Here is a 22,363-nt window from a genome sequence, read left to right on the forward strand (position 1 = left end):
TTCCTGGATTCGTCGCCTAGGCATGGTCGACGTTCAACTTTCCTTTCTGCAGCAGGTCATTGATGATGGCGTGGTTGTTCATGAATTGGCCGTAAGCATCGTGGGTGAGGCCGACGTTCTCCAGTACGATTTTCTGATCCGCGCCCTGCGTGCCCAGCTTGCCCTGGGTGTTCACATCGATGACTGTATCGTTGCCTTCCTTGTGGAAATTCAGGTACTTGGCCAGTGAGCCGTCATTCTCGCCGACCAGCAACCCCTGCAGATCCAGAATGTCGCCGCCGTCGGAGGGCTTCAGGAGCGAGAAGTCCTTGATCGTATCCACGGCCGGGGTGCCTGCGGCGCCTTGGTCGTTGAACGCCCACTTGAATGTGTCGCCGCCTGAACCGCCGTACAGGATGTCATCGCCTTTGCCGCCAAGCAGAACATCGTTGCCGGCATCGCCAAACAGCGTGTCTTTGCCAGCGCCGCCGGACAGGACGTCGTTGCCATCGTCGCCGTGGAGCAGGTCGCTTCCTCCCTGGCCATAGAGAATGTCGTTGCCCGCGCCGCCATGCAGTTCATCATTGCCGCCGCGCGTATCTCCCTGCACGTCGAAAAGCGCGTGGTTGTCCGAGATGAACTTGTGCAGATCGGCGTCGGTCGGTTGGATGCCGTTCTTCAATAGCAGGAACTGCTTGAGCGCGTCGAGGCTGGACCCGGGGGGAAGGTTCGCGGGTTGCGCGGGGTTGTCACCGATACCCCAGGGCAAACGGTCCGTATTGATCGCATCGCCGAACAGGATGTCTGAGCCGTCGCCGCCATGGATCTTGTCGTCACCGACCGAGGCTGCTTCATTGCTAGTCTGGCTGCCGGTTAGCGTCGCCGTTAGCTCCGAGGGATGCCGTTTTCAACTTGGAGGGAAACCGTCGCGCCCGACGCAGTGACCAGGTCGCTGCCGGCCGGGACCTTGCTGCCGAGGTGCAGTTCGGTCAGGGATCCGTCGCTATGGCGCAGCCACGCGCGACCGGAAATTTCGTTGACGATTGCGGGAGACGTATTGGCCATGTTGGTTCCCTTTCCAGGGGGTTATCCAAGAAGGCCAGATACTAGATTTCGTTGCCAGAGCTCGATACTGGCAATACTGACAGTGCCAAGCCGCAATGCTGCTGCTTGGGGAAAGATGCCAAGCAGGGAAGGCCGTTGCCGGCCTTCCCTGGGGCTTGTTGCTTAGCTGTGGTCGACGTTCAGCTTACCCTTCTGCAGCAGGTCGTTGATGATGGCCTGATTGCTCATGGCCTGACCGTTCGCGTCATGGGTGAGGTCGACGTTCTCCAGCACGATCTTCTGATCCGCGCCCTGGGTGCCAAGCTTGCCCTGGGTGTTGATCTCGACGAGCGTATTGTTGGAGTTGGCCGGATCCTGCTTGAAGTTCAGGTACTGCGACAGGTTGCCGTCCTTCTCGCCCACGAGCAGGTCCTTCAGGTCCAGCACATCCCCGCCGTCGGCGACCGAGGCCTTCGAGAAGTCCTTGATCGTGTCGATCGCAGGTTGCGCCGTGGTGCCCTGGTCGCCGAGCTGCCACTTGAACGTGTCGCTGCCGCCGTCACCCCACATGGTGTCGTTGCCCTTGCCGCCGACCAGGATGTCGTTGCCAGCGCCGCCGTGGAGCTCGTCGTTGCCGGTTCCGCCATAGAGCTTGTCGTTGCCGTCATCGCCCCACAAGACATCATTGCCGCCCTGGCCATAGATGATGTCGTCGCCCTTGCCGCCGTGCAATTCGTCATTGCCGCCACGCGTGTCGCCAGCCGCATCGAACTGTCCCGGATTCTGCTTGATGAACTCGTAAATCCGTTCGTTGGTCGGCGCGACGCCGTCCACGGCCGTGAGGTAGTCCTTCAGCGAGTCGAGACCGCCACCATTGTGGGATCCCGCGGGATTGCCGGCCCACGCCAGGTGGTCGGTGTTGATCGCGTCACCGAAGATGATGTCGTTGCCGTCGCCGCCGTAGACGGTGTCGTGGCCGACTTCGGCCGGATTGCTCGTGCTGCTGCCTCCCTTGAGCGCGGCCGCCAGGTCGTTTGCGGTGTTGACGATGTCAATGGAACCAGTCTTGCCAGAGACGGCTGTCCATTCAATTGGGGTTCCCCAAATGTTCCACTTCGTGGGAAAGCTGATCTGGCCGTCGCCAGCGCTGTCTGTATTGTCGAAGAAGCGCAGGATGTTGCTGTCGATGCCGGTTCCGATACCGATGCCGTGGACCTTGCTGGTGCCACTCAGGGCTTTGAAGGCGTCGACGGATTCCTTCATGGTGTTGTAGTTGGTATCGTTACCCGGTCCGTCCACCCCCTTCTTGTCGTTGTAGTAGTACTGTGTCGGGTTTCCGTCGGTCAGGAAGAACGTCAGATTCTCGAACTTCGTACCGCTGGAATTCGCTTTGCCTTGATCGGCGAACCACTTCACGGTCGCGTTGAAGGCGGCTTCGTAGTTGGTCCCCGCAGTGTTACCCGTCGCGATAGTCAGATCGTTGATCGCCTTGATCAACTGGCTCAGATTGTCCTTCGTGAGGTTGTTGATCGTGATCGGATCTTGCGCATGGGTTGCGAAGCCGATCAGCGATACATTGACGACGCCGTCGTGGTGCTCGAGATCGTTGGCGAGCTTGACCAGCGCGTCCTTGACCAGCTGCATGCGGTTGACACCGGAACCCGATTGCGCGGACATGCTGCCCGAACGGTCCACCACCAGTGCGATGTTGTAGTTCGTGCCGGGGGTGACGTTCGTGACGTAGCCGCCGTGATCCGCCAGGATGATGTCATCGCCCGACCCGCCGTTCAGCGGCGGCTTGCCGCCGCTGCCGCTGTTGTCATTGCCATTGGTCACCAGGTGATCGGCGGAGATGACGAACTTGTGCTCGGTCGAGGTGTCGTTGCCGCCATTCGCCGTGCCGCCATTGTCCTTCACTTGGAAATTGAAGGAGCTGTCCTGCTTGTCGGCGCCCGGAGTGAACTTCAGCAGGCCTTGTTCGATGGCCGACTTCGGAATCTCCATGCCGGCCGTGACCGGCTTGCCGTTATAGGTCATCGTGCCGCTGGTGGGCGGTTGGGTGATGATGACGCTTTGCAGGCTGTTGCCTTCCGCTCCATCGTCGAAGCGGAAATCGTTCAACGAGAAGACGTACTGGCTATCGTCAGCTTCCAGGTTCGCGGAACCGTCCACGGTCGTGGGCGCGTCGTTGACACCATTGATGGTGATGGTGATGGTGCTGGTGGCCGAGCCGTCGGCGGAGGCGACCGTGTATGTCTCGACGATGCTTTCGCCCGCCTTGAGGAACTGGATCGCGGCGTTGTTGACGTTGTAGGTGTAGGTGCCATCGGCTTTCATTACGATGACGCCCAGCGCTCCGCCGGCATGCGTGCTGTTGGTGAGCTTGAGGGTGGCGGTGTCGAAGGTCGACTGGCCGGCATCGGGATCCGTGATCGTGACCGCGCCCTTGACGGTGAGATTTCCGCCCGTGACGTTCACATCTTCCGTGACCGACCGGAAGTCGTTGGTCATCACCGGCACGTCATTGGTGCCATTGATCGTGATGGTGATGGTCGTGGTGCTGAAGTCGCCGTCGGAATCGCGGATGGTGTACGAGAACACGTCCGAGAGCGTGTTGCCTTGCCCCAGCGCATTGACGCGCGGATCGCTGTTATTCAGGGTATAGGTATAGGTGCCATCGGCGTGGATGGTGATCTTGCCGTACACGCCATTGACCTCGGCGTCGACGTTGCCTTCGATCGCCTTGTTCGCGTTGGCAGCACCCTTGGCCACGCCGACCACGGTGGTCACGTCGGCGCCCACGGCGTCCGCACCGGTGCCGGTGATGACATTGCCCGTGGCTTCCAAGACCTTGTCTTCCGTCACGCTGGCCGTGTCCGGCTTTGCCTCGGGCGCGCTGTCGGTGATCTGGATGATCAGGCTGCCGCTGCTGCCGTGGCCGCCAGCATTCTTGGCGGTCACGGTGAAGTCGTCATGCACACTGTCCTTGCCGTTAGAGTGATCCTGGGATTTCCCCTTCTCGGTATAGGTGTAAGTGAGCTTGCCGGTAACCGGGTCGTAACCGGTGACCTTCAGCGTGCCCTTGCCCGTGGTCAGGCTGACGGGGTTGGCATTCGTCGCCTTGGTGACGTCCACGCCATTTACGTCGACGCTCACAATGCCCAACGCCGCGGAGATCTGCATCGTTCCCGTAACCGTGTCGCCGGTGGCTTCCGCGACCTTGTTCGTCGCGTTCGTAACGGCGGACTCCGCAGTGGAGGTCACGTTGAAATGCGTGTTCACCTTGTCGCCGTCGCCATCCGTTCCGGTAACGTCAACCGTGAAGTCCATCGGGCCGGCGGGAACGCTTTCCGTATAGGAGCCGGTCGTGAGGAAGGACATCCTGACGCCGCTGCCCGCGGCGACCTCGATGCTATCGAATTGAGAGAACGAGGGGGTGCCCTGGCTCAACATCTCCTTCGTGATGTGGATGGCGCCAGTCGTATTGTTCACGGGTACGGTGATGACCTTGGAAACGCCATCGCTCCATATCGTGACATTGAGCGTGCCGCTTCCCTTGACTTCCGCGACATTAAGCGTGAAATCCGAGAGGGCTTTCTTGAAGTCCATGCGGAAGCTTTCGCCCGAGTCGAAGGAGGTGTTGCCGATCCCGAACGAATTTCCGCTGCCGAACGTGTTGGCGTTGAACGTCTTTCCGCCGCCGGCGCTCAGCGTGGCATAGCCGAGGTCATAGGAGGATTGGGGGTTGTTGCTGATCGAGGAGGCCAAGTCGATCGACGCGGTCGTCCCGGGCCGGGCTTCGTGCTGGGTGACGGTATAGCCGCCCTCCGGATTCAGGGTCACCGTGAAGATCTTGGTCCCGTTGGGCGAGAAGATGTCGACCGAAGACTTGTTGAGCGCGCTGGTCGTCCAGTTCTGCGGCAGCTGACCGACAGACGACACAACCAGCGTGGCGCCCACGGCGTCGGCGCCCGTATGGAATTCCAGAATGCCGGTGGCGCTGGTAGCGGCATTCTCCATCACCGTATTGGTGACGGCGCCGAATTCCGGACTGTCATCCTCGATATTGATCGTGATGGTGCCGTTGCTGGTGGCGTGGCCATCGTTGACCTGCACGCCGATGCCCAGCTGGAGCACGTCCTCGACCGAGTTCGTCGGGTGATCCACTTGGCCCGACAGGGTTACGGTGTAGCCGCCCGCGTCGGTCATCGTGACGGTGATGACGGGGTTTCCGTGGAAGTCCTTGCCGACCAGGGTGTGGCCATTGTCCGACAAGGTCCAGACGACCGGCTTTCCTTGTGAGGACAGGACGTTGTCGGCCGGCTTGAGCAGCGTGACGGTATGGGTGTCCTTCACGTCCGCGTCGGTGATCGTCAGCTTGCCGGAGTAGGTGATGGCATCCGTCGTATCGGTGGTGCCATTGGTGTCGGGTATGCCGTGCGGCAGGCCTTCTTCGGAGAGGTTGAGGGTGGCGCCGGTGATGGAGGGCAGGTCGTTGGTGCCGTTGATGGTGATGGTGATGGTGCTGGTGCCCGAGCCATCGGCGGACTCGACCGTATAGGTCTCGACGATGGTCTGGCCCGCCTTCAGGAACTGGACCGCAGCGTTGTCGACGGTATAGGTGTAGGAGCCGTCGGCCTTGATGTCGATGGCGCCGAGCTGGCCGCCGGTGTGCGTGCTGCCGGTGAACTTGAGGCTGCCGGTGTTGAAGTTCGACTCGCCGTTGTCGGCGTCGGTGATGGTCACCGCGCCGTCCACGCTCAGCTTGCCGCCGGAGACGCCAGCGTCTTCGGTGACGGACTTGGCGTCATTGGTCAGCTCCGGCAGGTCGTTGGTGCCGTTGATGGTGATGGTGATGGTGCTGGTGCCCGAGCCATCGGCGGACTCGACCGTATAGGTCTCGACGATGGTCTGGCCTGCCTTCAGGAACTGGACCGCAGCGTTGTCGACGGTATAGGTGTAGGAGCCGTCGGCCTTGATGTCGATGGCGCCGAGCTGGCCACCGGTGTGCGTGCTGCCGGTGAACTTGAGGCTGCCGGTGTTGAAGTTCGACTCGCCGCTGTCGGCGTCGGTGATGGTCACCGCGCCGTCCACGCTCAGCTTGCCGCCGGAGACGCCAGCGTCTTCGGTGACGGACTTGGCGTCATTGGTCAGCTCCGGCAGGTCATTGGTGCCGTTGATGGTGATGGTGATGGTGCTGGTGCCCGAGCCATCGGCGGACTCGACCGTATAGGTCTCGACGATGGTCTGGCCTGCCTTCAGGAACTGGACCGCAGCGTTGTCGACGGTATAGGTGTAGGAGCCGTCGGCCTTGATGTCGATGGCGCCGAGCTGGCCACCGGTGTGCGTGCTGCCGGTGAACTTGAGGCTGCCGGTGTTGAAGTTCGACTCGCCGTTGTCGACGTCGGTGATGGTCACCGCGCCGTCCACGCTCAGCTTGCCGCCGGAGACGCCAGCGTCTTCGGTGACGGACTTGGCGTCATTGGTCAGCTCCGGCAGGTCGTTGGTGCCGTTGATGGTGATGGTGATGGTGCTGGTGCCCGAGCCATCGGCGGACTCGACCGTATAGGTCTCGACGATGGTCTGGCCTGCCTTCAGGAACTGGACCGCAGCGTTGTCGACGGTATAGGTGTAGGAGCCGTCGGCCTTGATGTCGATGGCGCCGAGCTGGCCGCCGGTGTGCGTGCTGCCGGTGAACTTGAGGCTGCCGGTGTTGAAGTTCGACTCGCCGCTGTCGGCGTCGGTGATGGTCACCGCGCCGTCCACGCTCAGCTTGCCGCCGGAGACGCCAGCGTCTTCGGTGACGGACTTGGCGTCATTGGTCAGCTCCGGCAGGTCATTGGTGCCGTTGATGGTGATGGTGATGGTGCTGGTGCCCGAGCCATCGGCGGACTCGACCGTATAGGTCTCGACGATGGTCTGGCCTGCCTTCAGGAACTGGACCGCAGCGTTGTCGACGGTATAGGTGTAGGAGCCGTCGGCCTTGATGTCGATGGCGCCGAGCTGGCCACCGGTGTGCGTGCTGCCGGTGAACTTGAGGCTGCCGGTGTTGAAGTTCGACTCGCCGTTGTCGACGTCGGTGATGGTCACCGCGCCGTCCACGCTCAGCTTGCCGCCGGAGACGCCAGCGTCTTCGGTGACGGACTTGGCGTCATTGGTCAGCTCCGGCAGGTCGTTGGTGCCGTTGATGGTGATGGTGATGGTGCTGGTGCCCGAGCCATCGGCGGACTCGACCGTATAGGTCTCGACGATGGTCTGGCCTGCCTTCAGGAACTGGACCGCAGCGTTGTCGACGGTATAGGTGTAGGAGCCGTCGGCCTTGATGTCGATGGCGCCGAGCTGGCCGCCGGTGTGCGTGCTGCCGGTGAACTTGAGGCTGCCGGTGTTGAAGTTCGACTCGCCGTTGTCGGCGTCGGTGATGGTCACCGCGCCGTCCACGCTCAGCTTGCCGCCGGAGACGCCAGCGTCTTCGGTGACGGACTTGGCGTCATTGGTCAGCTCCGGCAGGTCGTTGGTGCCGTTGATGGTGATGGTGATGGTGCTGGTGCCCGAGCCATCGGCGGACTCGACCGTATAGGTCTCGACGATGGTCTGGCCTGCCTTCAGGAACTGGACCGCAGCGTTGTCGACGGTATAGGTGTAGGAGCCGTCGGCCTTGATGTCGATGGCGCCGAGCTGGCCACCGGTGTGCGTGCTGCCGGTGAACTTGAGGCTGTCGGTGTTGAAGTTCGACTCGCCGCTGTCGGCGTCGGTGATGGTCACCGCGCCGTCCACGCTCAGCTTGCCGCCGGAGACGCCAGCGTCTTCGGTGACGGACTTGGCGTCATTGGTCAGCTCCGGCAGGTCGTTGGTGCCGTTGATGGTGATGGTGATGGTGCTGGTGCCCGAGCCATCGGCGGACTCGACCGTATAGGTCTCGACGATGGTCTGGCCTGCCTTCAGGAACTGGACCGCAGCGTTGTCGACGGTATAGGTGTAGGAGCCGTCGGCCTTGATGTCGATGGCGCCGAGCTGGCCGCCGGTGTGCGTGCTGCCGGTGAACTTGAGGCTGCCGGTGTTGAAGTTCGACTCGCCGTTGTCGGCGTCGGTGATGGTCACCGCGCCGTCCACGCTCAGCTTGCCGCCGGAGACGCCAGCGTCTTCGGTGACGGACTTGGCGTCATTGGTCAGCTCCGGCAGGTCGTTGGTGCCGTTGATGGTGATGGTGATGGTGCTGGTGCCCGAGCCATCGGCGGACTCGACCGTATAGGTCTCGACGATGGTCTGGCCTGCCTTCAGGAACTGGACCGCAGCGTTGTCGACGGTATAGGTGTAGGAGCCGTCGGCCTTGATGTCGATGGCGCCGAGCTGGCCGCCGGTGTGCGTGCTGCCGGTGAACTTGAGGCTGCCGGTGTTGAAGTTCGACTCGCCGTTGTCGGCGTCGGTGATGGTCACCGCGCCGTCCACGCTCAGCTTGCCGCCGGAGACGCCAGCGTCTTCGGTGACGGACTTGGCGTCATTGGTCAGCTCCGGCAGGTCATTGGTGCCGTTGATGGTGATGGTGATGGTGCTGGTGCCCGAGCCATCGGCGGACTCGACCGTATAGGTCTCGACGATGGTCTGGCCTGCCTTCAGGAACTGGACCGCAGCGTTGTCGACGGTATAGGTGTAGGAGCCGTCGGCCTTGATGTCGATGGCGCCGAGCTGGCCACCGGTGTGCGTGCTGCCGGTGAACTTGAGGCTGCCGGTGTTGAAGTTCGACTCGCCGTTGTCGGCGTCGGTGATGGTCACCGCGCCGTCCACGCTCAGCTTGCCGCCAGAGACGCCAGCGTCTTCGGTGACGGACTTGGCGTCATTGGTCAGCTCCGGCAGGTCATTGGTGCCGTTGATGGTGATGGTGATGGTGCTGGTGCCCGAGCCATCGGCGGACTCGACCGTATAGGTCTCGACGATGGTCTGGCCTGCCTTCAGGAACTGGACCGCAGCGTTGTCGACGGTATAGGTGTAGGAGCCGTCGGCCTTGATGTCGATGGCGCCGAGCTGGCCACCGGTGTGCGTGCTGCCGGTGAACTTGAGGCTGTCGGTGTTGAAGTTCGACTCGCCGCTGTCGGCGTCGGTGATGGTCACCGCGCCGTCCACGCTCAGCTTGCCGCCGGAGACGCCAGCGTCTTCGGTGACGGACTTGGCGTCATTGGTCAGCTCCGGCAGGTCGTTGGTGCCGTTGATGGTGATGGTGATGGTGCTGGTGCCCGAGCCATCGGCGGACTCGACCGTATAGGTCTCGACGATGGTCTGGCCTGCCTTCAGGAACTGGACCGCAGCGTTGTCGACGGTATAGGTGTAGGAGCCGTCGGCCTTGATGTCGATGGCGCCGAGCTGGCCGCCGGTGTGCGTGCTGCCGGTGAACTTGAGGCTGCCGGTGTTGAAGTTCGACTCGCCGTTGTCGGCGTCGGTGATGGTCACCGCGCCGTCCACGCTCAGCTTGCCGCCGGAGACGCCAGCGTCTTCGGTGACGGACTTGGCGTCATTGGTCAGCTCCGGCAGGTCGTTGGTGCCGTTGATGGTGATGGTGATGGTGCTGGTGCCCGAGCCATCGGCGGACTCGACCGTATAGGTCTCGACGATGGTCTGGCCTGCCTTCAGGAACTGGACCGCAGCGTTGTCGACGGTATAGGTGTAGGAGCCGTCGGCCTTGATGTCGATGGCGCCGAGCTGGCCGCCGGTGTGCGTGCTGCCGGTGAACTTGAGGCTGCCGGTGTTGAAGTTCGACTCGCCGTTGTCGGCGTCGGTGATGGTCACCGCGCCGTCCACGCTCAGCTTGCCGCCGGAGACGCCAGCGTCTTCGGTGACGGACTTGGCGTCATTGGTCAGCTCCGGCAGGTCATTGGTGCCGTTGATGGTGATGGTGATGGTGCTGGTGCCCGAGCCATCGGCGGACTCGACCGTATAGGTCTCGACGATGGTCTGGCCTGCCTTCAGGAACTGGACCGCAGCGTTGTCGACGGTATAGGTGTAGGAGCCGTCGGCCTTGATGTCGATGGCGCCGAGCTGGCCACCGGTGTGCGTGCTGCCGGTGAACTTGAGGCTGCCGGTGTTGAAGTTCGACTCGCCGTTGTCGGCGTCGGTGATGGTCACCGCGCCGTCCACGCTCAGCTTGCCGCCAGAGACGCCAGCGTCTTCGGTGACGGACTTGGCGTCATTGGTCAGCTCCGGCAGGTCATTGGTGCCGTTGATGGTGATGGTGATGGTGCTGGTGCCCGAGCCATCGGCGGACTCGACCGTATAGGTCTCGACGATGGTCTGGCCTGCCTTCAGGAACTGGACCGCAGCGTTGTCGACGGTATAGGTGTAGGAGCCGTCGGCCTTGATGTCGATGGCGCCGAGCTGGCCACCGGTGTGCGTGCTGCCGGTGAACTTGAGGCTGCCGGTGTTGAAGTTCGACTCGCCGCTGTCGGCGTCGGTGATGGTCACCGCGCCGTCCACGCTCAGCTTGCCGCCGGAGACGCCAGCGTCTTCGGTGACGGACTTGGCGTCATTGGTCAGCTCCGGCAGGTCGTTGGTGCCGTTGATGGTGATGGTGATGGTGCTGGTGCCCGAGCCATCGGCGGACTCGACCGTATAGGTCTCGACGATGGTCTGGCCTGCCTTCAGGAACTGGACCGCAGCGTTGTCGACGGTATAGGTGTAGGAGCCGTCGGCCTTGATGTCGATGGCGCCGAGCTGGCCACCGGTGTGCGTGCTGCCGGTGAACTTGAGGCTGTCGGTGTTGAAGTTCGACTCGCCGCTGTCGGCGTCGGTGATGGTCACCGCGCCGTCCACGCTCAGCTTGCCGCCGGAGACGCCAGCGTCTTCGGTGACGGACTTGGCGTCATTGGTCAGCTCCGGCAGGTCGTTGGTGCCTGTGACCGTAATAGTCAGCTCGGCGGTGGTACTGGTGCCGTCCGCATCGGTCACGGTATAGAAGATCGAGGTGGTGGTGGAATCCTTGGCGCCCAGCGCCTGGAAGTCCGAGCCCGGATTAAAGGAGTAGGAGCCATCCGCGTTGATCGTGAAAGTGCCGCCGTTCGAACCGGCGACTTGCTGACCGACGTCAGCATCGTTGCCGTTGACGTGCGAGACACTGATGGTGTCGCCGTCCGGATCGGAGTCGTTGGCCAGCACGCCATGAGCGGCGTCCACATTGAGCGAGGTGCCCTCGTCGGTCTGGCCAGCGTCGTCGGTGGCGACCGGAGCCGGGTTCTTGACGTCCCAGGAGAAGGTCTGGGTGACGCTGGCACCGCTGGGGTCGGTGGCGGTGATGACGACGGCGTAGACACCGTTGGCGCCGCCCTGCGAGGCCGAGGAGTCGAGCTTGCCGGTGATCAGGCCGGTGGCCTGGTCGAGCGAGAGGCCCGGCGGCAGGCCAGTGGCGGAGTAGGTCAGGGTGTCGCCCGTGTCGACGTCCTGGAACTGCTTGGAGATATCGACAGGAGCGATGGTGTCGCTGTCGTTGTTGTTCTGGTTCTCGAGCGTGACGCCCGGGGTCAGGATCGGGGCGTCGTTGCTGCCGGTGACCGTAATGGTCAGGGTGGCGTTGCTGGTCGCGCCTTGTGCATCGGACACGGTGTACGTGATCGAGGTGGTTGCCGTCTGGCCGTCGTGCAAGTACTGGAACGACGTGCCGGGATTGAACGTGTATGTGCCGTCGGCCTTCAGCGTGAACGTGCCGCCGTTGGTGCCGACGACAGCCTGGCCGACGTCCGCGTCGGCGCCATTGACTTGCGAAACGCGGATGGCGTCGCCGTCCGGATCGCGGTCGTTGCCCAGCACGCCTTCGGTGACGTGGTTAACGACCAGGATGTTGTCTTCACCGGTGGCGCCTTCGTCGTTGGTGGCGACCGGAACGGGGTTGCCCACGGTCCAGACGAAGGTCTGCGAAACGCTTGCGCCCGACTTGTCGGTGGCGGTTACGGTGATGAGGTACTCGCCCTTGACGCCCGTGTTGGTGTGATCGGACGCCCAGTTAGCGAACTGGCCGGTGAAGGTGCCGGTGGTGGGGTCGAACTTCAGGCCGCCGGGGATGTGGTCGACCGAGTAGACCAGGGAGTCGCCGTCGTCGAGGTCGCTGAAGAAGCCGGACAGGTTGTAGTTGACGACATCGCCGTCCATGTTGTCCTGGTTTTGCAGGGCAACCGCGGTCGGCGCGTCGTTGGTGCCGGTGATTTCGACCGTCAGCGTGGCGGAGCTGGTGCCGCCTTGGCCGTCCGTGACGGTATAGGTGATCGAGCTGGTCGCCGTTTGGCCAACAGCCAGATGCTGGAAGGCGTTGCCGGGGTTGAACGAGTACGAGCCGTCGGGGTTCAAGGTGAACGTGCCGCCATTGGAGCCGGCCGTCGGCGTGCCGACGTTGCCGGTGGCGCCGTTGACTTGCGAGACGGTCAGGGTATCGCCGTCCGGGTCGATGTCGTTGGACAAGACGCCGTTCTGGGCGTTGACGTTGAGCGTGGTGTCTTCGTTCGTGGTGCCGTTATCGTCGGCAGCCGTCGGTGCGGGATTGGTGACATCCCAGTTGAAGTCCTGGGACGTCGTGGCGCCGGACGGATCGGTGGCGGTCACCGTGACCGTGTAGACCCCATTGTTGCCGCCTTGCGAGGCGGAATGGTCGATGGTGCCGGTGATGATGCCGGTGTTCGGGTCGATGGTCAGGCCGGGCGGCAGGCCGGTGGCGGTAAAGGTGAGCTTGTCGGTGGTGTCCGGGTCCGAGAAATGGCTGGAGACGTTGTAGCTCACGCCGGTCTGGGCATCGATGCCCGAGGTGTCGGCGATGGAGGTGGACACCGGGCCGTCGTTGGTGCCGGTGATCGTCACGACGACGGTCGCCGTGGAGGTGGCGCCGCTGGGATCCGTGATGGTGTACGAAATGGTGCTGGTGGCCGTTTCGCCCACGGCCAGGTGGCCGTATTCATTACCCGGGTTGAAGACGTAGCTGCCGTCGGGCAGGACCGTGAAGGTGCCGCCGTTGCTGCCGTTGACCGTGAGGCCGGCCGGGGTCATGGGGCGGCCGCTGACCGAGACGATCGCCAGCGGGTCGCCGTCGGGATCCGAGTCGTTCAGCAGCAGGTTGCCGCGCACCAGGCTGTTCTGCTCGCCGCTGCCGGTATCGTTCAGCGCGTTGGGCGGGGTGTTGACGGTGGCCGGGGTGGCCTCCTCGTCGCCGCCGGCGCCGGTGCCGGACAGACGGGGCAGGATCTCCTGGCCGCGGCTGGGGTTCGGGTAAGCCAGGTCGAGCGGGGTGGTGGTTTCCAGGATGCGGGCCAGGCGCACGAAGCTGCTGCCGCCGGCATCGCCGCCGCCGGCCACGACGGCAGCGGTGGGATCCAGTTCATCGAACGGGTCGCGGCCGTCGCGCAGGGCGGCCAGCAAGCGGTCGGAGTCGGTGCCGGAGGGCGGAGCCACGGCCGCTTCGGACGGGTCGGCCAGGGGACCGGTCATGTCGCCGGTCACGGCAACTTCGCGGCCTTCGCCGATGACGATCGGCATGCCGTTCTCGACCTGAAGCGAAACGGTGGCGCCCGAGGCAGTGACGACGTCGCTGCCGGCGGGGACCTTGCTGCCTTGATGCAGTTCAGTCAGGGAACCGTCGCTATTGCGTATCCACGCGCGACCGGAGATTTCGTTGACGACTGCGGGAGAAGTGTTGGCCATGTTGGTTCCGTTTCAGGGAGTTATCCAAGATGGCCAGATACTAGATTGCGCCGCCGGCGCGGGATATTGTCCTCAAGGACAGTATCAGGAAGTAATTTTGATTTTGGCGTCGGCGGGGGCAGAAATGCCGTGGACGAGCAGGGCGAGCTGCAGGCGATCGGTCACGCCCAGCTTTTCGAAAACGGCTGACAGGTGGGCCTTGACCGTGCGCTCGGTGATGCCCAGGGCTTCGGCGATCTGCGCATTGGCCTGGCCGCTGGAGGCATAGCGGGCGACGGTGATTTCACGCTCCGTCAACACCCCGCCGTCCCAGGAGCTCTCGTCCTGAGCGCGTTCGGCAACCAGCTTGAGCAGGCGCGACACCAGCGAACGGCCCATCCAGATGCCGCCAGAGGCGACGACTTCCAGTGCCTGCGACAGCGAGGCGGCCGAGGCATAGCCGTGGCAATAGCCATGCGCGCCGGCGCCCAGTACCCGGGTGCCTTGCTCGTCGTTCGGACTGGGGCTGGCGACCACCACGTGCAGGTCCGCGAGCGTCGCGGCCCAGATGGGATCCTGCCAGGAAGGCAGCCGGGGCAGGTCCGCATCCAATACCGCCAGAGTGCGGCCCTGTTCGCGCCAGCGTTGCAGGTCGGCCAGGCCGCGCCCGCGGGCCGCCAGCCAGCGGGCCGGGTTCAGGCCGCGCCAATGCTGCCACAACAGGTCGTCGTGCGTAATCAACAGGACAGGAACGGGTTTCATAAAGCCTTGCAGCCCTCCTTTAACGTTCGGTAAAGGCATTCGCCTTGGCGCGCAGTATGGGCTTGAGCAGGTACTGCAGCACCGTGCGCTTGCCAGTCAGGATATGAACCTCCGCCACCATCCCGGGGATGATGGGCAACAGTTTGTCGCCTACCGTGCTGCGGTCCGTGCGGACCCGCACCACATAGTAGGAATTGCCTTTCTCGTCGGTCACGGTGTCCGCGCCGATTTGTTCCACCTTGCCTTCGAGGCCGCCGTAGATGGCGAAGTCGTAGGCCGTGAATTTCACTTCCGCCTTCTGGTCGGCATGCAGGAAGCCGATGTCGCGCGGCTGGATGCGGACCTCGAGCAGCAGCGTGTCGTCCTTGGGCACGATTTCGATGATGTCCTTGCCAGGCTGGACCACGCCGCCGACCGTGTTGTTGAACAGCGTCTTGACCGTGCCGCGCACCGGGGCGCGGACCTCGGCCAGCTTCACGCGGTCGGCCAGCGCCAGCTTGCCTTGGCGCAGGGTAGCCAGCTTGGTGTTGGTTTCGGAGAGTTCGTTGCGGGCCTGGTTGCGGATGTTCAGTTCGGCTTCCTGGAGCTTGCTTTCGGCTTCCTTGATGGAGGCCTGGAAGCGGTCGATCTGGGCTTCGGCGCCTTTCTGTTCGCCGCAGTAGCGGGCCACGTCGCGTTGCAGGCGCAACAGGTCGACTTCGGACACGGCGCCGCTCTTGAGCAGGGGACGGGTCACCTGCAACTCGCGCGAGGTCAGGCCGCAGCTGGCCGAGGCCTGGTCGCGTTTGGCGATCGTTTCGCGCAGGTCTTCCTGGCGCTGCTTGAGCTGTTCGCGGGCAACGTTGACGGTGGCGTTCAATTCCGTGGTGCGCGCCTGCCACGCATTGCGCTCCATTTCCACCAGTCCGGGCGCCTGCGCCAACACTTCCGGGGGAGCCACGAAGGGGTCGCCGGTGGCCAAGGCCTGCAGGCGGGCCGCCTTGGCGAGCAGGGACAGGTATTCGGCGTTGTTCTCGCCCAGCGACGAGGCGAACCGGGTGGAGTCGATCTTCAGCAGGATTTCGCCGGCCTCGACTTCCTGGCCCGGACGCACCAGGATTTCCTCGACGATACCGCCGTCCAGACTCTGGATGATCTGGACCTGGCGCGAGGGTACGACCTTGCCTTCGCCGCGCACGACTTCGTCGATGCTGCCGGTGCCGGCCCAGAACAGCAGCCCGCCGGTGGCCAGCAGGCTGACCCATAGCAGGATGCGCGAACCGCGCGCCTGCGATTCATGGATGACCCATTCCGCGTTGCCTACGTAGTCGGAGCGTTGCTGGGGCTTGCCTTTTTCGGTTCCGTCCAGCAGGCGGTCGAAGAAGAACACGAACACGCCGCGCAGCTTGCGCCACAAGCTTCCAAACAGGCCGTGCCGGGTTTCGCCAGGATTGTTCAGCATGGTTTCCTCAGCTTCCGCGTCCGACGCGTCCTTGACGCAGTGCCTCGACCACTTGCTCCTTGGGACCGTCGGCCACGATATGGCCGTTGTCGATCACGATCAGGCGGTCGACCAGGTCCAGCAGGGCGGTGCGGTGCGTGACCAGCAGGATCGTCTTGGTGGCGCTGGCTTCACCCAGCCGCTTGCGCAGCTGCGCTTCACTCTGGTGATCCATGTTGCTGCTGGGCTCGTCCAGCAGCAGGATGGGAGGATCGTTGATCAGGGCGCGGGCTACCGCCACCGACTGGCGCTGGCCGCCGGAGAGGGATTCGCCGCGTTCGCCGATGATCATGTCGAAGCCATCGGGGTGCAGGTTGGCGAAGTCGGTGACGCCCGCCATGTTGGCGGCCGCCAGGATGCTGGCGTCGTCGGCGTAGGGCGCGCCCATCGCCAGGTTGTGCTTCAGGCTGCCATAGAACAGCAGCGGGTCCTGCGGCACGTGGCCGATGGCGCGGCGCACGTCGGCCGGATCGATCTGCCGCACGTCCACGCCGTCCAGCAGGACTGCGCCCTCGGTAGGTTGGTACAGCGCCAGGGCCAGCTTCTCCAGCGTGGTCTTGCCGGAGCCGATGCGGCCGATGATGCCGACCTTTTCGCCCGGCTTGAGCTTGAAGGACACTTTCTTCAGCACCGGCTGCTTGCTGCCGGGATAGCTGAAGGTCACGTCGCGGAACTCAATGCCGCCGTGGAAGACCGGGCGATGCAGGAATTCGGCTTCTGCCGGACGTTCGATCGGCAGCTTCATATAGTTGTCGATCGAACCCAGCGAGGTGCGCGCGTTCTGGTACTGCATCAGCAGTCCGGCGACCTGGCCGAGCGGGGCCAGGCAGCGCCCGGCGATCATGGAGGCGGCGATGATGCCGCCCATCGATATGGCGGATTCCTGGGCCTGGTAGACGCCGATGATGACGACGGAAATCGACACCAGTTGCTGGATGGCCTGCACGAAGCCGACCGTGGACGACGAAATCAGCTTCAGTTTGCCGCCGGTCAGGGCGATGTACTCGGTGGCGCGCTCCCAGTTGCGCTGGATGGAGCCCTGCGCGTTGAGCGTCTTGACGGACTCCAGACCGGTCAGGGCCTCGACCAGGGTCGCATTGCGCTGCGACGAGGCCTGGTAGGAAGCCATGGTGAGGGATTCCATGCGGGCTTGCGCGGCCAGCGACACCAGCAGGATCAACACGATCGCGACCAGCGGCGGCAGCACCATCCAGGGCGAGATCCAGGCCAGCGCCAGCAGGAACAGCAGAATGAAGGGCAGGTCGACCAGGGTGGTGATGGTGGCCGATGCGATGAAGTCGCGGATGGATTCGAATGAACGCAGGTTGGCGGCGAAGGAGCCCACCGACACCGGCCGGCCTTCCATGCGCAGGTCCAGAACGCGTTCCATGATCTGCGCCGACAGGCGCACGTCGACCCGTTTGCTGGCGCTGTCCACCACGTGGGAGCGCGCAGTGCTCAGGATCATGTTGAAGATCACGACCAGGGTGATGCCGATGACCAGCACCCAAAGCGTTTCGACAGCGTTGTTCGGCACGACGCGGTCATACACGTTCATGGTGAACAGGGCATCGCCATCGCGAAGACGTTGATCAGCAGGGCGGCGATCAGCGCGTCGCGGTACAGGCGCCGGTTTTCCATGATGGCGGCCCAGAACCAATGGCGCTCGCGCACCTTGGCGACTTCGGGCGCACGCGCGTCGAAACGGAACTGCGGGCGCACGAAGCACACCAGTCCGGTGTATTGCGCAGATAGTTCCGCGGCGCTCATTTCCATGGAGCTGCCGCCCAGTTCGGGGTGGCTGACGACGTAGTTTTCGCCGTCTTTCTTCAGCAGCAGGCAGGCGCGTTCGCCGTTGAGCAGCAGGATCGCGGGCAGCAGGTCTTGCGAAATGCTTTCCAGCGTGCGCTTGACCACGCGGGCCGAGAGCTGGGCACGCGCGGCGGCGCGCGGCAGCAATGCCGGCGTCAGCTTGTGTTCTTCCAGCGGCAGGCCGGCCGACAGCGCCTGAGCCGTCGCCGTCACGCCATGCAGCCGGGTGATTTCAACCAGGCAGTCCAGCAGCGGGTCGTCGTGCGCCGCGCGCGCGTCAGCGCGCCACTCCCGGGCCGCCATTTCAGATAACTTGTCCATCTTCGTCATCCAGCAGGTCGAGGTGTTCGGAGAGGCGCGCGCGCTGTTGCTTGCGCTGGGTCAGCTTTTGTTGAGCCTGGATAGGCAGGTCGGTCATACGCAAGGTGCCATTGGCTATCAGCGCGTCGATCAGGTCTTCCAGGACGCGGACGAAGTCCGCATCCAGTTGTGAGAAGTCGTTGCCCTGTTTCTGCATATGGTCTCCTTGCGCTTGCATCGCCTAGGGTTTGGCCTTGGGCGAGTTTACCGGGATGAACGTGGGCGGCAGGTTGCCCTCGTTGTATTGCACGCGCACGGGCGCCAGGCGGGCCGAGTCGGGGATCGTCGAGTTGCAGAGCTTGATGACTTCGTCGGAGACTTCCAGCTTGCCGTTTTCTTCAGGCATTTCGTTGCGCGCGGGCTGCAGCGACAGCGCCGGCAGCAGCGCGTGCGACAGCGCCAGCCAGCGGTATTGCGCGATCTGCAGGTCATACAGCGCGTTGGTCAGGGCGCGGCGCGATTCGAACAATTCGTTTTCGGTGTCCAGCAAGTCCAGCAGCGAACGCTGGCCGATCTGGAATTGCTGGCGGTAGGCTTCGCGCACCTTGGTGGTGGCCACTTCGTGGTCACGCAGGAAGGGCAGCTTCTGGCTCAGGCTGGCGACGTTGTTCCAGGCCACGGCCAGGTCCTGCTGCACATTGCGGCAGGTGTAGTCGCGGATGTCGCGCGCGGCATAGGACTGCGCGGAGGTCTGGCGCACGCGGGCGGAGTCGGAGCCGCCGCGATACAGGTTGTAGCTCATGACAACCTGGACGCTGGAGTTCTGGATGTCGCGGTTTTGCGGCGTCGGGTCGTTCTGGTCGCGGCCGGTGGCGGCCACGAACTCGAACTTGGGCGAGAAAGCGCTCTTGGACGAGGCGACGCCTGCCTGGGCGGCCTGCAGCCCGGCCTGCTTGGACAGGAAGCTGGGGTTGCGGCGCAGCGATTCGTTGAAATCGGCGGGTTTGACCGGCAGCTTGCCGCTGATATCGGGCGTGGGCTGCATCGCTTCAGGGGGCAGGGCACCGGTGACGCGCTGGAAACGCTGTTGCACGTCCAGCAGGTTGGCGGTTTCGGTCATCAGGTTGGTCTGGGCCAGCGCCAGGCGCCCGCCGGCCTGTTCCAGGTCGACGCGGCGGCCCACGCCCGATTCGGCGCGCTCATTGATCTGCTTGAGCGTTTCTTCGTGCAGGGTGTAGTTCTGGCGCGCCAGCAGTTCCATGTCGCGATAGCGCTGCAGGTCGATGTAGGCCTGCACTGCGCCGAAGGCGGTGTTGTCGCTGGTCGCCAACAGGTCATAGAAGCGCGCCAGCTTGTCGAAGCCGGCTTGCTTGACGTCGTTGCTCGTACGGAAGCCGTCGAAAATCAGCTGACGCAATTCCACGCTATAGCCGGGGCGGTTCCAGCTCTGCGACCCGACTCCGGGCACGTTGTTGCGGTATTCGCGGCCCACATAGCCTTGCGCATTGATCTGCGGGAAGAACGCGCCGCGAGCGACGGCCTGGCCTTCCAGCGAAGCCTGGAAATCATGGTACTTGGCCTGGATTTCCGGGTTGCTGAGCAGGGTCTGCTCGACGACCTGGTTCAGAGTGACCCCAGCTGCCCCGGAGGCGGGGGCTGCTGACTGTGCAAATGCCGCAGGAACGAATGCCAGGGCAAGGACCGAAGTCGTGCTTTTGAGCAAAAACGAAGCCATAGTGATTATTCGCGAGTCGAGTTAGGAATTAATGGCCGCCATATTGTGTGGAAATGTCAGATTTGACGAGTCAATATTTGTTAATTCTTGACGAAGTTTTCCGGTCGGCAGTTTGGGTTTCTTCGCGCATCATCTCTTAATTAGCTTGAATTTGCACTAATTTCGCGATATTCCAGATTTGTGATCCGGTTTAATGCAGGATAAATGCGGTTTATTGCGCTTTATTTCGCGGTTTGGGTGAACACGGCGCACAACGATTATATCGGTTTGATAATTTTGTATCTGTTTTAAATACCCGAATTTGTATCTGTAACTGTTTGGTTGCGGTTCGATTGAGGTATGGAAATAAGACGAAGTGACCTCGCCATGTCTTAGCATGGTAGTGTTAGTACTGGTATATAAGGTGCAGTTGTACTAGGTTGAGACCCTGTGCATAATTCGCTCATGCCGCAGTGGCTGGCGCCCGGGATCGTTGTTTGAACCGCGCGCGGCACGAGCCGGATTGTCTATTTGCAGAGCGCATCCATGGCCCAAACTCTTTACGACAAACTCTGGGACGCCCACGTCGTCCATCAGGAATCAGACGGCACCTGTCTGCTCTATATCGACCGCCACCTGGTGCACGAAGTCACCAGCCCGCAGGCGTTCGAGGGCCTGGCGATGGCCGGCCGCAAGCCGTGGCGCACGGGCGCCAACCTGGCAGTCGCGGACCACAACGTGCCGACGCTGAACCGCGCCCAGGGCATCGACGATCCGATTTCGCGCCTGCAGGTGGACACGCTGGACGCCAACTGCGAAAAGTACGGCATCACCGAATTCCGCATGAATGACCTGCGCCAGGGCATCGTGCACGTGATCGGCCCGGAGCAGGGCGCGACCCTGCCCGGCATGACCGTGGTCTGCGGCGACTCGCACACCAGCACGCACGGCGCCCTGGGTGCGCTGGCCTTCGGCATCGGCACTTCCGAAGTGGAGCACGTGCTGGCGACCCAGACGCTGCTCATGAAGAAAGCCAAGAGCATGCTGATCAAGGTCGACGGCGAATTGCCCTTCGGCTGTACGGCCAAGGACGTGGTCCTGCACATCATCGGCATCATCGGCACGGCCGGCGGCACGGGCTACGCCATCGAGTTCGCCGGCAGCACGATCCGCGCCCTGTCCGTGGAAGGCCGCATGACCGTCTGCAACATGGCCATCGAAGCCGGCGCTCGTTCCGGCATGGTGGCGGTGGACGACAAGACCGTCGAGTACTTCCGCGGCCGTCCCTTCGCGCCCACGGGCGTGCTCTGGGATCAGGCGGTGGGCTACTGGCGCACCCTGCATACCGATGAGGGCGCCAAGTTCGACGCCGTGGTGCAAGTCAACGCCCGCGACATCAAGCCGCAGGTCACCTGGGGCACGTCCCCGGAAATGGTGCTGCCGGTGGATTCCCGCGTGCCGGACCCCGATCGCGAAAAAGACGACGTGCGCCGCAGCGGCATGGAGCGCGCGTTGCAGTACATGGGCTTGAAGCCGAACACGCCGCTTACCGATATCCGCGTGGATCGCGTGTTCATCGGTTCTTGCACCAATTCGCGCATTGAAGACCTGCGCGCGGCGGCGGCGGTCGCACGCGGCAAGCATGTGGCCTCCAATGTGCGCCAGGCCATGGTGGTGCCGGGCTCGGGCCTGGTCAAGCAGCAGGCCGAGCGCGAAGGGCTGGACAAGATCTTCATCGAGGCGGGCTTTGAGTGGCGCGAGCCGGGCTGCTCCATGTGCCTGGCCATGAACGCCGACCGCCTGGAACCGGGCGAGCGTTGCGCCTCCACCTCGAACCGCAATTTCGAGGGCCGGCAAGGGCAGGGCGGGCGCACCCATCTGGTCAGCCCGGCCATGGCCGCCGCAGCCGCCGTCGCCGGCCATTTCGTCGACGTCCGCACTTTCCGTTAAGCGTCACGCACCGAGTATCGACATCATGCAAGCATTTACCACTCACGAAGGCCTGGTGGCTCCGCTCGACCGCGAAAACGTGGACACGGACCTCATCATTCCCAAGCAGTTCCTCAAATCCATCCAGCGCACCGGCTTTGGTCCGAACCTGTTCGATGAACTGCGCTATCTGGACCATGGCGAACCCGGCATGGACAACAGCAAGCGTCCGCTGAATCCGGATTTCGTGCTGAACCAGCCGCGTTACCAGGGCGCTTCGGTGCTGCTGGCGCGCAAGAACTTCGGCTGCGGCTCCAGCCGCGAACATGCGCCCTGGGCGCTGACGCAGTTCGGTTTCCGCGCCATCATCGCGCCGTCCTATGCCGACATTTTCTTCAACAACAGCTTCAAGAACGGTCTCTTGCCCATCGTCCTGTCGGAACTGGAAGTCGCGCGCCTGTTCGACGAAGTGAAGGCTTTCCCCGGCTACAAGCTGCGCGTCGACCTCGACCGCCAGGTCGTGGTGGCCGCGGATGGGCGCGAGATGGGTTTCGACATCGAACCCTTCCGCAAGTACTGTCTGCTCAACGGCTTTGACGATATCGGGCTGACCCTGCGCCAGTCGGACAAGATCCGCGCCTTCGAGGCCGAGCGCCTGGCCCGTCATCCGTGGCTGGAAAGCCGTCCCATCGCCTGACGCC

Annotated in this window: 9 protein-coding genes and 1 pseudogene; 2 read left to right on the top strand and 8 right to left on the bottom strand. The window is 63.4% G+C overall.

The annotated features are described in order from the left end of the window. Nucleotides 1-16: 16 nt before the first annotated feature. The 8 genes and pseudogenes from ACZ5YA_RS00575 to ACZ5YA_RS00610 form a co-directional block, all read right to left on the bottom strand. Entirely contained in the window at nucleotides 17-661 is a 645-nt protein-coding gene (locus ACZ5YA_RS00575) for a type I secretion C-terminal target domain-containing protein (protein ID WP_464091857.1), read from the bottom strand. 203 nt (nucleotides 662-864) lie between these two features. Beyond that, a complete protein-coding gene (locus ACZ5YA_RS00580; protein WP_059379023.1) occupies nucleotides 865-1,044 on the bottom strand; it encodes a hypothetical protein in 180 nt (59 codons plus the stop codon). 162 nt (nucleotides 1,045-1,206) lie between these two features. Beyond that, on the bottom strand, nucleotides 1,207-13,686 hold the full coding sequence (locus tag ACZ5YA_RS00585; protein WP_464091858.1) for a retention module-containing protein: 12,480 nt from the start codon (nucleotides 13,684-13,686) through the stop codon (nucleotides 1,207-1,209). An 84-nt stretch (nucleotides 13,687-13,770) separates the two neighbouring features. After that, complete coding sequence (locus ACZ5YA_RS00590; protein ID WP_059371199.1) at nucleotides 13,771-14,427, bottom strand: helix-turn-helix transcriptional regulator; 657 nt, start codon at nucleotides 14,425-14,427, stop codon at nucleotides 13,771-13,773. 19 nt (nucleotides 14,428-14,446) lie between these two features. Next, nucleotides 14,447-15,868 carry an HlyD family type I secretion periplasmic adaptor subunit gene (locus ACZ5YA_RS00595; protein WP_059371198.1) on the bottom strand — a complete coding sequence of 474 codons (1,422 nt, stop codon included), beginning with the start codon at nucleotides 15,866-15,868 and terminating at the stop codon, nucleotides 14,447-14,449. A 7-nt stretch (nucleotides 15,869-15,875) separates the two neighbouring features. Beyond that, nucleotides 15,876-18,040: pseudogene (locus tag ACZ5YA_RS00600) on the bottom strand (type I secretion system permease/ATPase). Further along, nucleotides 18,024-18,236, bottom strand: coding sequence for a hypothetical protein (locus ACZ5YA_RS00605; protein ID WP_042792889.1), 213 nt, complete (start codon nucleotides 18,234-18,236; stop codon nucleotides 18,024-18,026). The pseudogene ACZ5YA_RS00600 and the gene ACZ5YA_RS00605 overlap by 17 nt, the downstream one beginning before the upstream one ends. Nucleotides 18,237-18,260: 24 nt before the next feature. Further along, nucleotides 18,261-19,754, bottom strand: a complete 1,494-nt coding sequence (locus tag ACZ5YA_RS00610) for a TolC family outer membrane protein (protein WP_464091859.1) — start codon at nucleotides 19,752-19,754, stop codon at nucleotides 18,261-18,263. Between the two features lie 525 nt (nucleotides 19,755-20,279). On the opposite strand from ACZ5YA_RS00610, the gene leuC reads away from it, so the two are divergent. Together leuC and leuD are read left to right on the top strand one after the other, a co-directional pair. Then, nucleotides 20,280-21,683, top strand: a complete 1,404-nt coding sequence (gene leuC / locus ACZ5YA_RS00615) for a 3-isopropylmalate dehydratase large subunit (protein WP_059371195.1) — start codon at nucleotides 20,280-20,282, stop codon at nucleotides 21,681-21,683. A 25-nt stretch (nucleotides 21,684-21,708) separates the two neighbouring features. Continuing rightward, complete coding sequence (leuD, locus tag ACZ5YA_RS00620) at nucleotides 21,709-22,359, top strand: 3-isopropylmalate dehydratase small subunit (RefSeq protein WP_054458281.1); 651 nt, start codon at nucleotides 21,709-21,711, stop codon at nucleotides 22,357-22,359. Nucleotides 22,360-22,363 lie beyond the last annotated feature (4 nt).

The organism is Achromobacter sp. JCM 18799 (assembly GCF_055395645.1).

Bases quoted from the DNA above. Each gene is read 5' to 3' on its own strand.
- ACZ5YA_RS00580 (WP_059379023.1), bottom strand. From the start codon at position 1,044: ATGGCCAATACGTCTCCCGCAATCGTCAACGAAATTTCCGGTCGCGCG.
- ACZ5YA_RS00585 (WP_464091858.1), bottom strand. From the start codon at position 13,686: ATGGCCAACACTTCTCCCGCAGTCGTCAACGAAATCTCCGGTCGCGCG.
- ACZ5YA_RS00590 (WP_059371199.1), bottom strand. From the start codon at position 14,427: ATGAAACCCGTTCCTGTCCTGTTGATTACGCACGACGACCTGTTGTGG.
- ACZ5YA_RS00595 (WP_059371198.1), bottom strand. From the start codon at position 15,868: ATGCTGAACAATCCTGGCGAAACCCGGCACGGCCTGTTTGGAAGCTTG.
- ACZ5YA_RS00605 (WP_042792889.1), bottom strand. From the start codon at position 18,236: ATGCAGAAACAGGGCAACGACTTCTCACAACTGGATGCGGACTTCGTC.
- ACZ5YA_RS00610 (WP_464091859.1), bottom strand. From the start codon at position 19,754: ATGGCTTCGTTTTTGCTCAAAAGCACGACTTCGGTCCTTGCCCTGGCA.
- leuC (WP_059371195.1), top strand. From the start codon at position 20,280: ATGGCCCAAACTCTTTACGACAAACTCTGGGACGCCCACGTCGTCCAT.
- leuD (WP_054458281.1), top strand. From the start codon at position 21,709: ATGCAAGCATTTACCACTCACGAAGGCCTGGTGGCTCCGCTCGACCGC.